The following is a 13,698-nucleotide window of genomic DNA, read 5'->3' on the forward strand; positions in this document are numbered from 1 at the left end:
TCGCCAACTGGGTCAAGGGGCGCACCTACAAAATCCTCCAAGTGAAGAATGTTCACCAGTCCAACAGTAAGAGAGCATATCTACTTGATGGAATCAAGTCATGGGTGCTTGAGCAGGATGTAGAAGGAACAACTAAAGGCCATAGTGAGCAGACCTATCAAGCACAGAAAGGCGATACCTATTATGGAATCGCTCGGAAGTTTGGTTTAACAGTTGATGCTCTTCTAGCGGTAAATGGCTTGAAGAAGACGGATATTTTAAAAGTTGGACAAACTCTAAAGGTCAACGCAGCTTCAAGGACAACACCCGCTATTCCAACCAGTGTTGCAAGTCGTGTGGTTGCGTCCGCTTTATCTAAGGTCGGTCAAAAGGTGACTGTTTCATCTAACCCTTATGGTGGACAGTGTGTTGCCTTGGTGGATAAGATTGTTCAAGAACTTACGGATAAAAATATGTCCTATACGAACGCCATTGATTGTTTGAAAAAAGCAAAATCAAATGGTTTCCAAGTAATCTACGATGCTTGGGGTGTGAATCCTAAAGCAGGTGATTTTTATGTCATTCAGACGGATGGTTTGGTATATGGTCACATTGGTGTCTGTGTGACGGATTCAGATGGAAAAAGTATTGATGGTGTGGAACAGAATATTGATGGTTATTCTGACCATAATATGAACGGTATCAATGACCAATTGGAAATTGGTGGCGGTGGTATCACTCGTCGTGTGAAACGTCAATGGATGGCGGATGGCTCACTCTACGATTCAACTGGAACAGTTAAACTCGGTAAAATTGTAGGTTGGTTTAGAATTTCATAATTATGTTATTAGCCTGGTGGAAACATCAGGCTTTATTTTTTTGCCTTTTTTTCAATAAGTGCGGAAAAATTACTCGCAAACCTACCTAGTAAGGTAGGAGGAATATTTGTATTTCATGAACTATAGCATAAATGTATCAGGTCGAATTAGTTGGTCTGATAACTTGACTAATTTCCTTTTTAGAGTGATATATAGTGTGCCATTACATAGGAAGGAGAGTAAATGTCCGTAAAGAAGATTAGAGTCAATAGACAAAAACATAGAAAGAGGGTCTGTGCCTACATTCGAGTTTCGACGACTAATGGAAGTCAGTTAGATTCATTAGAAAATCAGAAGCAGTATTTTGAAAATCTGTATTCCAATAGAGACGATATTGATTTTATGGGTGTTTATCATGACAGAGGTATATCTGGTTCTAAAGATAATCGTCCAAATTTTCAAGCTATGATTGAAGATTGTCGTAGAGGTAGGATTGATGTTATTCATACCAAGTCAATTGCACGCTTTGCCAGAAATACGGTTACAGTTCTTGAAATTAGTCGTGAACTGAAGGCAATAGGAGTAGACATATTCTTTGAGGAGCAAAACATTCATACCCTTTTTCAAGTGAGGGGGAAGTGATGCTTTCAGTATTAGCTAGTATTGCCGAGGACGAGTTAAGGAGTATGAGTGGCAATCAACGTTGGGCTTTTCAGAAGAAATTCCAACGAGGAGAGCTGGTCATTAACACCAAGCGATTCTTAGGATACGATGTTGACGAAAACGGTGAGTTGATTATCAATCCAGAAGAAGCCTTAATAGTAAGGGAAATATTTGCACTTTACCTTGTAGGAAATGGTACACATCGTATTGCCAAACAGTTAAATGAAAAGGGAGTTGCGACTGTTACAGGTGCTAAATGGCATGACACCACAATCCGTCAAATGTTAAGCAATGAAAAATACAAAGGTTCAGTCTTACTGCAGAAGTATTTCCATGATGGTGTGAATGGTCCTAAAAAATGAACCAAGGAGAACTTGAACAATACTTGATAGAAGATAATCATGAAGCTATTATTTCAAAAGAAGATTGGCAAAGAGTCCAAGATAAGCTAAATAGTAGAAGATGGCAACAAGGTAGAAAAAAAACCTATAAATTTACAGGTTTGTTAAAGTGTCAGCATTGTGGCTCGACTTTAAAGAGACAAGTTTCCTATAAGAAAAAAATTGTTTGGTGCTGTTCCAAATATATAAAAGAGGGAAAAGTAGCCTGTCAGGGAATGCGAGTGCCAGAAGTAGATATTTCAAATTGGGTGATAACCTCACCAATTACAGTAATAGAAAGGGATAGAAATGGGGAAAAGTATTACAGTTATTCCGGCCAAGAAAGTGCAGACCAGCGTTCTGCATCAGGTCAGGAAGAAAATCAAGGTAGCCGCATATTTCGAGTGTCCACCGACCAAGAAGAACAGCTATCAAGTTATGAAAACCAAGTTAATTATTACCGAGAGTATATCTCCAAACACGAGGACTATGAGTTAGTTGACATCTATGCGGATGAGGGCATCTCAGCAACCAATACTAAAAAACGTGATGCCTTCAATCGCTTGATACAAGATTGTAGAGTAGGTAAGGTGGATAGGATTTTGTTAAATCAATCAGTCGATTTGCCAGAAATACCCTAGACTGCATTAAGTACGTCCGTGAGTTGAAGGAACTTGGGGTGGGGGTAACTTTTGAGAAGGAGAATATTGATAGCCTAGATTCGAAAGGTGAGGTTCTGTTGACGATACTTTCTTCCTTGGCACAGGATGAGTCACGTTCCATATCAGAGAATGCGACTTGGGGGATTCGTAAGAAGTTTGAACGTGGTGAAGTTCGTGTGAATACCACTAAGTTCATGGGTTATGACAAGGATGAGAATGGTAGACTTATCATCAATCCAGAGCAAGCAGAAACTGTCAAATTTATCTACGAGAAATTCTTAGAGGGGTATAGTCCTGAGTCCATAGCTAAATATTTGAATGACAATGAAATACCTGGTTGGACTGGAAAGGCTAACTGGTATCCAAGTGCTATACAGAAAATGCTTCAAAATGAAAAGTATAAAGGTGATGCCCTATTGCAAAAGACTTTTACGGTTGATTTTTTGACTAAGAAACGAGTTCAAAATGACGGTCAGGTTGACCAGTACTATGTAGAAAATAGCCATGAAGCTATTATTGACAAAGACATTTGGGAATTAGTACAGTTGGAATTGGCAAGGAGGAAAGCCTACCGAGAGGAGCATCAGCTCAAGTCCTATATCATGCAAAATGACGATAACCCTTTTACAACTAAGGTGTTCTGTAAAGAATGTGGTTCAGCCTTTGGTCGAAAGAACTGGACCACCAGTCGAGGTAAACGCAAGGTTTGGCAATGTAACAATCGATATAGGGTCAAAGGACAGATTGGCTGTCAGAATAACCATATTGATGAAGAAACGTTAGAGAAAGCCGTAGTAATGGCTGTAGAACTATTGAGTGAGAACGTGGATCTGTTGCATGGGAAGTGGAATAAGATTCTAGAAGAAAATCGTCCGCTAGAAAAGCATTATAGTACAAAGTTGGCTGATATAATAAACAAGCCATCCTGGGAATTCGATTCGTATGAGATGTGTCAGGCATTGGATAGTATTACAATTGTGGAGGATGGACAGATAACTGTCAGATTTTTAGAAGGAACTGAGGTAGACTTGTAACTAGGCTATTACTCTAGTTAATGTTTGTAATTAGACATATATACATCATACGAGATTTCCAATGGCTCATAAATCGAAATAGTTTTAAGCTCAATCAACGATCGTGGGACTGACCCCAAAAAAGTGAGAATTTAATAAAAACACCCTAGGGCTACCTGTCTCCGGTATTCAACCGGAGACAGGTAGCCCAATTTTTGTTGGATTCTTTTTCATTATAATATTTGATGTAATTTTCTACAATTTGAATTACAATATATTTCTGAAACTACACAATACAAATATTGACATGCAATTATTAATTGGTGGATTTTAAGTTGACATCTATAAAATTTAATGTTAGAATACATTCAAAAATATATTTGAATGAGGTGTTTTATGATTCAAAATATTGTTACTTCAATAATCCTGTATTCTGGGACAGCCGTAGACTTACTTATTATCCTAATGTTATTTTTTGCCAAAAGAAAAAGCAGAAAAGACATCATCAACATCTATTTAGGACAATTTCTAGGCTCCGTTAGTCTAATATTGCTAAGTTTGCTTTTTGCATTTGTCTTAAATTATATTCCTAGTAAAGAGATTTTAGGTTTACTCGGTTTGATTCCAATTTTCCTAGGCTCAAAGTTTTGCTTTTAGGAGATTCTGATGGAGAAGCTATTGCAAAATGGTTTGCGAAAAGACAATAAAAACCTGATTTTTCTAGTCGCTATGATTACTTTTGCAAGTTGTGGCGCTGACAATATTGGTGTCTTTGTCCCATATTTTACCACCTTAAATTTAGCGAATTTGATAGTGACTTTACTTACTTTTCTAGTCATGATTTATCTCTTGGTTTTTTCTGCCCAAAAATTAGCACAAGTCCCTTCTGTTGGAGAAACTTTGGAAAAATATAGCAGATGGTTTATTGCCGTTGTCTATTTAGGATTGGGGATGTATATCCTGATTGAAAACAACAGCTTTGACATGCTATGGGCTGTGTTAGGCTAGGAGAAAAAATTATGAAAAAAGATAGTATCTGTCAAATGGATGTTATAAATCAACAAAATGTTACAACTGCAACGAACTACCTTGAAAAGGAAAAAGTCCGAAAATCACTTCGCATTTTATCAAAGTTTACCGATAATAAACAGATAAATATCATCTTTTATCTCCTTGCTGTTGAAGAACTATGTGTCTGCGATATAGCCTGTTTACTAAATCTCAGTATGGCATCTGCCTCCCACCATCTTCGTAAACTAGCCAATCAAAATATCTTGGACACTAGAAGAGAGGGAAAAATTATATATTATTTTATAAAAGATGAGGAAATCAGAGATTTTTTTAATCAACTAGGATAACAACTATTTTTACTACTTTTGAGTTTATTCATACAGACCTTAGTAGACATTTGTTGTCTATTAAAGTGTGTATTACATATTACATATTACATAGACTCTAGATGGGCGGAATCATTCTCTCGTACCAGTTTGGCATAAAATTTTAAATCTATTTACAAGTATAAATGGCCTAATTTTTAGTTAGGTCATTTTTTATCTTCTAATTTAGAAAAACGTAGTTAATATATATAATTATTATGTAGATTTCTAGAAAGGAGGTAAAACTAATGGTAAGACGGAATTCTAAAATTACTCGTCAACAGAAGAAAATTCGAGATGCATTTGTATCTGAGAGAACTGTTGAAATTATTCCTGCAAAGCGAGAGTTCACAGATGTTAAAACTAAGAAGTTGCGTGTTGCTGCCTATTGTCGAGTAAGTACTTTTGACGAATCTCAGTCAGGTAGTTTTGAACTTCAAAAACAAACCTATACTGAAAGAATCAATAGTAATCCTGATTGGATAATGGCTGGAATCTATGCTGACCAAGGAGCATCAGGAACATCAATCAAACGACGTGAACAATTCCAACAGATGCTTCATGATTGTAGATGTGGGAAGATTGACTTGATAATCGTTAAGAGTGTTAGCAGGTTTGCTCGCAATCAGCTAGATTTCATTAGTATTTACCGAGAGTTGAAGGCACTATCCCCTCCAGTTGGAATATATCGAAGATATAAACTTGAATACACTTGATACGAATAGTGAATTCATTCTTGGTATTATGGCCATAGTAGCTCAAGGTGAGAGTGAACAAAAAAGTGCGTCAATTACATGGTCAGTAATAGAACGCTTCAAGAGAGGAATACCAATAATTCCAACTCACAATTTGCTCGGCTACACAAAAGACCAATATGGACGAATTGTGATAGATGAGTCAGAAGCCAAAATTGTCAGATTCATTTACGACTCATATATCGACGGCATGTCTGCTCGAGAAATTGCTGAGTCACTCATGGATAGCCATATTCCTACAGTCACAGGTTTGGATAATTGGTCTAATCTAGCAATATATAACATTCTCAAGAATGAGAAATATAAGGGTGAAATCATCATGCAGAAGACTTTTACTGTTGATTGTTTTAGTCATAAGTCTCGCAAAAATAATGGTGAGAAGCCCAAATATCGTCTAAAAAATGGAATTCCCTCTATCATACCAGAATCTAGATGGGATTTAGTGCAAGAACTTCTTAAACTGCCAAGAAGAAAATCGAAATCTACAAATAAAGTTATTGCACCTAAACTCTACGTTAAGAAGCTCAAAACTGGTAAGTTGAGGGATTTTGTTGTACTTGATCCTAGTTGGAAGACTAAGGACATCAAAGAAATATTTAAATAAGAAAGAGGAATATTATGCGTTTTAAAGATTTTAATTTAGAAGTAGTAACTGTTGAGCGTTCGTCATTCGATTATAGCATGACCATCAATAAAAACTTTGTTACTTTTAGTAAGGGGATTGTTCAAGAGTTGGATTATCCTGCTCAAGTTTTGATTGCTTTCAATAAGGAAACAAGGGTTATGGGAATTCAAGTTTGTCGTGCCAAAACTAGAGGGTCGTTCAAGTTTTCAAAACCAGAGGGTGAGCAAAAGGGGATTGTTCAAGTCATGAATAAGAATCTGAAAGAAACTCTGCTTCATATCATGCCAGAGTGGAAAGCGACAAACGTTACAAAATCGAGGGAATTCACATACCTGAAGATAAGGCTTTTGTTTTTGAGCTATCTAAATTTGAAGAGTTACCTGACTTCCGTAAAAATAGTCTACAATTAAGGAATAGTATTATTAGTGGTCACGGTTATATTGGCAGTAAATTTCCAATAGCTAAGTTACTTGTCAACTATCCAAAGGGTGTTTGAACTAAAACTGAAATTGAGTTAGCTACGGAGCGAGCAGCAAGACGGATTGCAAATTTTATTTTTGAGAGATAATATTATTCTTTACAAAGATGATAGAATCAAAAGGAGCACATCAATTTGAGTGCTCCTCTTTATTTTAAATTCGTGACTGTTTTTTGATAGATATACTTCTTGGTGAGTTTACTGTCCTCGAGTTGCTCTACCATGAATATGAAGTAGTGATCGCGGCTATCGGTAGCCTTCTCTTTATTGAGCTTAAAATAGTTTTTTCTTGATTTTGCCATGGTCAACAAAATATCATCAGTTAAGAAAGTGAGTGGTGTATCTAAAGCAGAGTAGCGGTAGAAGTCAGCTTCAAATTGTCTGTAGTTATCACTGAAATAGTCCATTTGAAGTTCATTATGATGAAACTCAAGCTGATTCATATAGCACCTCCAGTTCTTCCTCAAACAAGCCGATGTGAAGAATATCTTTGAAGGAAGCGTTTATGTAACCTGATTTGGTCTTTATCAATAGATTATTTTTATTTAGTTCGGACACAGTTCCAACATAGCTTACTGATTTATTATTCTCCAGCATGTCGAAGTGAGCTATTAGCTGACTTGAATAAAGTTGACTGGTTAAAAGTAATTTATTTTCAAGAGTTAAGTCTGATAGATATGAAATCTTACTTGCATCAGTATCAAGAGCAGTTGTATGCTCGGATAGGAAGAAGCCCATCCATTTCTGCATGCCTACGTCTTGATACTCTCTGGCACATTGCCAAGGGAGATATGAACGGTCAACCATAAGTAACACCTCCTGTAATCAATTTATTTTAGTCCGTCTAAGCCACCTGCAGAGTGTCCCCAATCAATTTACTACGTTCAATATTTCGTGAACCTTCGGTAAGAACATTGGCTTTTTGAATGGCTAAGAATCCAAATTGCTCTCGAACTGAATCAATAGCGGTTTGGAGCTTTTCTTCTTTTTCAATAGTCTCCATATCATCAAAAAGTGAAATCAAACCATAGCTTTCATCAGCAAATCCACTGTATGAAATACCAATCTGTCTCACTGCTCCAGAATCGTACTTGCTGCGGAAAAGTTCGATAACATGCTTGACCATAGTCTTGGTCAGATTGGCAGGTTCAATCTTCATCTGTGCATTGATGGATTTCTTCATCTCAATATTTGAGTATCCAATATGGATAGAAACAATAGTGGCTTTTTTGTGGGCTTTTCTCAAGCGTATGGTAACTTGTTCAGCCATTTCAGATAAGACAAGCTCTATCTCCTTTTGATTGTGATAATCACGCTGTAAGACTTGTGAATTGCCTAATCCGTGGCTTTTTGGTTGATAGGGATTATGTACATTACTCTCATCAACCCCATTAGCATGGAACCATAGTTGCAGACCAACTTTACCAAATTCTTTCTTAAGGGTAGTTGGATCCACATTGGCCAGTTCTTTAATGGAATTAATACCAAGTTTATGAAGTCGTTTCTCGGTTCGACTGCCAATCCCCCAGAAATCGGTAAGGGAAGGTATAGCCCAAACTTTACTCTCCACGTCTTCATAGGACCAATTAGCTCGCATGGTAACAGTCTTCTTGGCTTCGTTATCAAGAGCAAGTTTAGCAAGGAGCGGATTGGCATTACTCATTCCAACAGTTGAGTAGATACCAGTTTCTCTCCAAATATCTCTTTGGAGCATAGCTGATAGATTATCGAGTTTTGCTTTTCGAGACATGGATTTATCATGGATGAAGTAGTTGAGGGATGAAGTTAAATTAATGAAGCCCTCATCTATAGAGTAGGGGTGAATATCATTTGGAGCAGCATAGTTCTGGAAGATGTGCTGTATTTCCAAGTTCTTCTCAATATACCTATCCATACGAGGAGAGACGATAAGAGTCCGTTTAGCCCAGTGTTCGATGAAAGACTTGTACTTGGGTGTTACTTCAATTCCTTGTCGCCAAGCGTTTTGATAGCTGAATTTTCTTGTCTAATATCAAAAGGAAGGTCATAAGACCGACCAACGTTTGATTTGCCAAAGACCTTTTTGAACATAGGAGAAGAAGCGAGGATAAGCCCAGCAGAATTATCAGAACGACTCATGAACAGAGAGAAGTGTGCAGTGGATTTAGCCCACGGTCTACACATTCCACGGAAGCATAGAATGATTTCATATCGACGAAAGCAATATCAGAAGTTGGTTCTTTTGAATAGTCGATATATCCCATAAATTACCTCTCTTTAAGTTTGGAGAGTTCCTCGGTTAGCTCTTGTACATAATCGGTAATATCATATTCTTTTAAGTAGGGAGTGAATAAGATGCGGTCATCTTTGATGTAAATCATTTCCACTTTAACCGACATTATCTTCCTCCTTCATTACGATGAGAATGGAGTCTTCGATTAAGAAAGCGTAGCGGTAAATAGTGCAATCTTCATCGTCTGGAATAAGAATTTCATCAAAACCTTCATTCTCTAAACGTTTTCGAAGTTATCCATGTTGAAAATTCTACTTTGCATTCTGGATTGTATCCATAGGTACCTAATTCTAAAATATCCTTGAGTTTCATAATTAAGCTCCTTCTATTGGCATGAAATGTCCGACTACCTTACCAACAATACGGAAATCATCATCTTTGGAAATGAAACGTTCTGGATTTCCTGCTTCATTGATGGAGACCATTCGGAAACCATCTTCAACTTTGTATAGCTTTTTGATGTAAGTCTGCTCATTCCAGACTAAGGCATAGACTGCTCCATCATAGTCAAAACCAGTTTCACGAATAAGGGCTACCTCGCCATCTAAGTATTTAGGAGACATAGAAGTTCCTTTGATCCAAGTAGCAAAGTCGTAACCATATTGTTCCTCATCAGAGTAAACAGTACGAGTCTCGTATTCGTCTGCAAAACTTTGTCCAGGACCAGCAGATAGCGAAATATCGTCCAGAACCTTGATAGGAAAAAGCTTAATGACCGTACGCTCAGCCTCACGCTGAGTTTGAAGTAAGTCCTCCATATATTCCTCAGCTAGAACTTTGTTGAAGTCGTTGAGCTGCAGGAAGTTGTTGACAATATTGTACTCTGACTCGAAGTAAGTAACTGGCACTTCAAGAAGAGCAGCTAGAGCAGTAAGGTTTTTTTGATTCGGTATATTTTTTTCGTTTTCCCAGTTATGATAGGCAGAGCGATTAACTTTTAATTTTTTTGCTATATCAGATTGAGAAAAATTTTTTTCTTTTCTTCTTTTTTTTAAACGTTTCGCTGAAAACATAGCTCCTCTTTTGTTAAGTAATTACTTAACAAATTATACTAGATTTTGAGGAAATATCAATAATTAATCTACATAAATGTCGTTTTTTGATTGTCCACTATAAAAATATATTTTTTACTTGCTGTCCACTCAAAAAGTGATACAATATTAATGAAAGAGGTGTCAGTATGAAATTAAATAATCAACAACTTATTTATTTAGATTCAAAAGAATACTTATTAGATTTGGAGAATCTATCTCACGCATTAAATCACAAGTACATCAAACTGATAATGAGAGTATGATTGCTTCTGCGTTTGAAAAAGAAATTTATCTCTTTTTGTTAACAAAACTTGGAGTACCAGATAATCAAAAAAAAGAGTTCACTCAAACAGATTTTGGCTTTGAATTTTCTGGTCGGATTGACATGATGGATGGTGGTTTATTAGTTGAATATAAAAGGCCTGCTGTTTTAACATCTGGAACTAGCCAGGAGAAAGCACAAAATCAGCTTGTAAACTATTACAAACAATTACGTGATAATTTTGATATAACGCTAATGATCGTTACAGATGGAAAAAAAGTTTCTGAAATTGTTGAGAATATTGATGGAATCAGGTCAACTCCTTTTAAAGAACTGGATGTTTTGACATTCGATAGAATAATTAAAGCGATTATTGCATCTGATTCAAAACAACTGAATTCTTACAATATTGTAAGGGATTTTTCTCTTGAAAACGAAGATAGTCTTACAAAGCGAATTTCCAATAAGTTATATTCAATCTTATCAAATTCTGACGAAAACGATCAGATTGATATTTTGCATAGGGAATGGCAAGAACTCTTCCATCTTTCAGAAGCCGATATGGGGAAAAATCAAGATATTGCAAAAAGGAGAGAAGCATTAAGTGCACTATTTAAGATTAAAATTGATACTCCAAAGGCTGAATATAGAGGATTATTTGCATTACAAACAACGTATGCGATAATTGTTAAATTAATAGCTTGTAAAATCGTTCATAGAGTATTTACGTTCGAAGAAATTAAGTACTTTAGTGATTTAACCTCAGTTGAAGAAGACCAGTTACACAGATTTCTTCAAAAAATGGAGGATGGTTATTCTTTTGCAGATCAAGGGATACATAATCTTTTAGAAGGTGACTTTTTTTCCTGGTATGTATGGGATGGAGAATGGGATTACGAGTTATTTGAGTTGATCAAGGAGCTTGTTACAAGAATCGAAGACTACTCTATTTTCGGATTGGAGAGTAATATTAATTCAGCTGATATTTTTAAAGATCTTTATATTGAAATAATGCCAAAAGCGGTGCGACATTCTTTGGGAGAGTATTTTACCCCCGCATGGCTTGCGGATAGTCTACTTAAGGAAGCTGTATCTCAAATTAAGAATGATGAAAGTTATATTGCTGTCGATCCTACATGCGGCTCAGGTGTATTCCTGATAACAATGATTCAAAGCATTATTGCTAAGAATGATATCGTTAACTATACGAATCAAGAAAAGAAGGAGTTATTAGAGCAAATTCTACATAGAGTAAAAGGAATTGATATAAATCCTTTAAGTGTATTGACATCTAGAGTAGGATATATATTAGCAGTTTCTCCGCTTCTAACTAAAGATGTGGAGTTTGAAATTCCTGTGTATTTAGGAGATTCAGCTGTTACACCAACTAAGGAGAGTATTGGAAATGTAGAGTGTTTCAGATATGATATGTCTAGTATTCAAAGTGAAATCAATGCAGTATTTCCAGTAAAATTAGTTGAGGATCAGGATAAGTTCTCAAAAGTAATACGCTTCCTAGCCAAAATGGCTCAGGAAGGGAATGAGGAATTATTATTTAGGTATTTATCAGAGAGCGTAGAAAGCTATGTTGGTACTCTTGATCCAATGCTGGAAGTTAGGTTTAGGGACATGATAGATCAGATGATTGCACTAGATAAAAATAGTTGGAATGGTCTATGGATTAAGGTAATTGGTAATTTCATCAAAATTACTACAATTAAGGAAGTAGATATTGTAGTAGGGAATCCACCGTGGGTTAAATGGGAATTTCTACCAAGTGCATACGCTGAAAGAATTAAATCTATTTCAATTGATAGACATCTGTTTAGTGGTCAAACTTACATGGGAGCAATTTCTTTAAACATCTGCGCATTGATTGCTCATGTTACAGCAACAAACTTCTTGAAAAAAACAGGGGTTCTGGCATTTTTAATGCCGAAAACGATTCTAACTCAAGACTCCTATGAAGGCTTTAGGAATTTTATCATTGATGAGGACAATGGTGAAAGATTCTATCTTCAGAGTGTATTGATTGGGAAAAGTCAGGCACCCTTTTATAGATATGAAAGATGCATTTTTATCGTATATTTACAAGAGAGATTATGTTGATTACAAGCAAGGGCTTCCTTTAGAATTTGTAACTAAGAAAAGAGGAAGTAAAAAAATGAGTGTTATCAATTTAGAACATTCATTTGAAAGCGTAAAATCAAATTTTGACTTTGTTGAGGGGAAATTAATTCAGGTGGATTCCTCTAGATCAGGATTTACTTTTGTCAGAGATGGTAGTCAAGCTGAATATTTTTCTAAAATTGTAGGGTACTGCTCATATAAAGCTAGATCTGGTGTTGAGTTTACTCCAAAAGAAGTCTATATGTTAATTGAGGAAGACGACAATACTTCATCGAATAAATCTAATTGGATTTTTCAAAATGATACAACTAAAGGAACAGTTCATAAAGTTAACCATAGTGGTCCTCTAAAAATTGAAACGAAATATGTGCGCCCACTAATTAAGGGGCCAATGATTAGTAAATTCAACATAAACTGGCAAAATGAATATGCAATTTATCCATACAATGAACTTGAAACTACTTCGGTACCAATTGTGGATTTATACAATTCTTCAAATAGATTAGCGGAGTATCTAGTCAACCAAAAAGATGTAATCGGAGCACAAAGTGAAAGATCGAAGGCTATCGCAAAAGGGGATGATTTTTATTCATTAAGTAAGATTGGAGTTTACACCTATGCTCCGTATAAAGTTGTTTTCAGATAATAGTGATTGGGCTGCTGCAGTCCTCGGTCCAATGAGAACTTCTTGGGGTGATACAGTTACTGCTATTCCAGCAAAGCATGCACCGTATTTTTCTCAACGGAAGCTACGAGCCGAGGAGAAAGTTGCTAATGAGTTAGAGTTATACATTACTCAGGAAGAAGCGTATATATATTGGGTACTAAATGCACCGGTAGTAAACTATATACTAAGTACATTTAGTACACGGAGCATATCAATTGATTTAAAAATCAAACTTCCACTATATGATGAAAACGATCCAAATCATAAAAAAATTTCAGATTTGGTAAAATCGATTTATGAGAAAAATACCGTCGATGACTCTGATTTATTGAAATTGAATGAGTATTACTTAAATATCTGTAATGAGACTGAATAATTACTTGATATAATTTATCTTAAGAGCTAATATACCAACAACGGAAGGAGTTGGTATATTTGAATAAAAATATTGATAACGAGATACTATCTGAAATTTCCAATTTTTTAGATTCGATTTCACAGTTTGAAGATTATATGATGGAGAATCAATTTCTTTATTACTCTTTAAGTGAATTAGTCATTTTGCTACGTTTATCATTACAGAT

10 protein-coding genes and 6 pseudogenes are annotated in these 13,698 nt (G+C 35.9%); 10 read left to right on the forward strand and 6 right to left on the reverse strand.

Annotated elements, in window-relative coordinates; genetic code table 11:
- The 3 genes and pseudogenes from G5B60_RS11175 to G5B60_RS11185 form a co-directional block, all read left to right on the forward strand.
- A partial coding sequence (locus G5B60_RS11175) for a CHAP and LysM peptidoglycan-binding domain-containing protein (protein WP_164684301.1) occupies window positions 1-818 on the forward strand: 818 nt, incomplete at its 5' end.
- Window positions 819-1,040: 222 nt separating this feature from the next.
- Window positions 1,041-2,282: pseudogene (locus G5B60_RS11180) on the forward strand (recombinase family protein).
- A 16-nt stretch (window positions 2,283-2,298) separates the two neighbouring features.
- A pseudogene (locus tag G5B60_RS11185) lies at window positions 2,299-3,536 on the forward strand (recombinase family protein); the annotation flags it as partial.
- A 131-nt stretch (window positions 3,537-3,667) separates the two neighbouring features.
- On the opposite strand, the pseudogene G5B60_RS11855 reads toward G5B60_RS11185, so the two are convergent.
- Window positions 3,668-3,745 (reverse strand): annotated as a pseudogene (locus tag G5B60_RS11855) (IS3 family transposase); the annotation flags it as partial.
- Between the two features lie 235 nt (window positions 3,746-3,980).
- Here G5B60_RS11855 and G5B60_RS11190 point away from each other — a divergent pair.
- The 4 genes and pseudogenes from G5B60_RS11190 to G5B60_RS11205 all read left to right on the forward strand — a co-directional run bounded on the left by G5B60_RS11190 (window position 3,981) and on the right by G5B60_RS11205 (window position 6,681).
- Window positions 3,981-4,523, forward strand: a pseudogene (locus tag G5B60_RS11190) (CadD family cadmium resistance transporter).
- Between the two features lie 11 nt (window positions 4,524-4,534).
- The gene (gene cadX, locus G5B60_RS11195; protein ID WP_143934994.1) at window positions 4,535-4,873 is read left to right on the forward strand and encodes a Cd(II)/Zn(II)-sensing metalloregulatory transcriptional regulator CadX; all 339 of its coding nucleotides are present in this window, start codon (window positions 4,535-4,537) and stop codon (window positions 4,871-4,873) included.
- A 266-nt stretch (window positions 4,874-5,139) separates the two neighbouring features.
- Window positions 5,140-6,250 (forward strand): annotated as a pseudogene (locus G5B60_RS11860) (recombinase family protein).
- Between the two features lie 14 nt (window positions 6,251-6,264).
- Window positions 6,265-6,681 carry a hypothetical protein gene (locus G5B60_RS11205; protein ID WP_241154567.1) on the forward strand — a complete coding sequence of 139 codons (417 nt, stop codon included), beginning with the start codon at window positions 6,265-6,267 and terminating at the stop codon, window positions 6,679-6,681.
- Between the two features lie 217 nt (window positions 6,682-6,898).
- On the opposite strand, the gene G5B60_RS11210 is transcribed toward G5B60_RS11205, so the two are convergent.
- From G5B60_RS11210 to G5B60_RS11225, 5 genes and pseudogenes are all read right to left on the reverse strand, one after another.
- Complete coding sequence (locus G5B60_RS11210; RefSeq protein WP_164683136.1) at window positions 6,899-7,192, reverse strand: DUF5960 family protein; 294 nt, start codon at window positions 7,190-7,192, stop codon at window positions 6,899-6,901.
- On the reverse strand, window positions 7,179-7,556 hold the full coding sequence (locus G5B60_RS11215) for a hypothetical protein (protein ID WP_164683134.1): 378 nt from the start codon (window positions 7,554-7,556) through the stop codon (window positions 7,179-7,181). The genes G5B60_RS11210 and G5B60_RS11215 overlap by 14 nt, the downstream gene beginning before the upstream one ends.
- A gap of 23 nt (window positions 7,557-7,579) precedes the next feature.
- Window positions 7,580-8,992 (reverse strand): annotated as a pseudogene (locus G5B60_RS11220) (Y-family DNA polymerase).
- A gap of 3 nt (window positions 8,993-8,995) precedes the next feature.
- Window positions 8,996-9,127: a hypothetical protein gene (locus G5B60_RS11655; protein ID WP_260663587.1), complete on the reverse strand. Its 132-nt coding sequence runs from the start codon at window positions 9,125-9,127 to the stop codon at window positions 8,996-8,998.
- 208 nt (window positions 9,128-9,335) lie between these two features.
- Window positions 9,336-10,034, reverse strand: a complete 699-nt coding sequence (locus G5B60_RS11225; protein WP_164683132.1) for a S24 family peptidase — start codon at window positions 10,032-10,034, stop codon at window positions 9,336-9,338.
- A 280-nt stretch (window positions 10,035-10,314) separates the two neighbouring features.
- Here G5B60_RS11225 and G5B60_RS11230 point away from each other — a divergent pair, with 280 nt between their 5' ends.
- From G5B60_RS11230 to G5B60_RS11240, 3 genes are read left to right on the forward strand one after another with little or no spacing between them, the layout of a single operon-like run.
- Window positions 10,315-12,426, forward strand: coding sequence for an Eco57I restriction-modification methylase domain-containing protein (locus G5B60_RS11230; RefSeq protein ID WP_164684302.1), 2,112 nt, complete (start codon window positions 10,315-10,317; stop codon window positions 12,424-12,426).
- Window positions 12,380-13,093, forward strand: a complete 714-nt coding sequence (locus G5B60_RS11235; RefSeq protein ID WP_164684303.1) for a hypothetical protein — start codon at window positions 12,380-12,382, stop codon at window positions 13,091-13,093. Before G5B60_RS11230 ends, G5B60_RS11235 begins: the two co-directional genes overlap by 47 nt.
- Window positions 13,065-13,490 (forward strand): hypothetical protein, encoded by a 426-nt coding sequence (locus G5B60_RS11240; RefSeq protein ID WP_164684304.1) that lies wholly within the window; start codon window positions 13,065-13,067, stop codon window positions 13,488-13,490. Before G5B60_RS11235 ends, G5B60_RS11240 begins: the two co-directional genes overlap by 29 nt.
- The last annotated feature ends 208 nt before the right edge of the window (window positions 13,491-13,698 follow it).

It is taken from the genome of Streptococcus hyointestinalis, from assembly GCF_011039275.1.
Lineage (GTDB): Bacteria > Bacillota > Bacilli > Lactobacillales > Streptococcaceae > Streptococcus > Streptococcus hyointestinalis_A.

Excerpts from the sequence above, each read along its gene's own strand:
- cadX (WP_143934994.1), top strand. The coding sequence starts at position 4,535 with ATGAAAAAAGATAGTATCTGTCAAATGGATGTTATAAATCAACAAAAT.
- G5B60_RS11205 (WP_241154567.1), top strand. The coding sequence starts at position 6,265 with ATGCGTTTTAAAGATTTTAATTTAGAAGTAGTAACTGTTGAGCGTTCG.
- G5B60_RS11210 (WP_164683136.1), bottom strand. The coding sequence starts at position 7,192 with ATGAATCAGCTTGAGTTTCATCATAATGAACTTCAAATGGACTATTTC.
- G5B60_RS11215 (WP_164683134.1), bottom strand. The coding sequence starts at position 7,556 with ATGGTTGACCGTTCATATCTCCCTTGGCAATGTGCCAGAGAGTATCAA.
- G5B60_RS11655 (WP_260663587.1), bottom strand. The coding sequence starts at position 9,127 with ATGTCGGTTAAAGTGGAAATGATTTACATCAAAGATGACCGCATCTTA.
- G5B60_RS11225 (WP_164683132.1), bottom strand. The coding sequence starts at position 10,034 with ATGTTTTCAGCGAAACGTTTAAAAAAAAGAAGAAAAGAAAAAAATTTT.
- G5B60_RS11230 (WP_164684302.1), top strand. The coding sequence starts at position 10,315 with ATGATTGCTTCTGCGTTTGAAAAAGAAATTTATCTCTTTTTGTTAACA.
- G5B60_RS11235 (WP_164684303.1), top strand. The coding sequence starts at position 12,380 with ATGAAAGATGCATTTTTATCGTATATTTACAAGAGAGATTATGTTGAT.
- G5B60_RS11240 (WP_164684304.1), top strand. The coding sequence starts at position 13,065 with ATGCTCCGTATAAAGTTGTTTTCAGATAATAGTGATTGGGCTGCTGCA.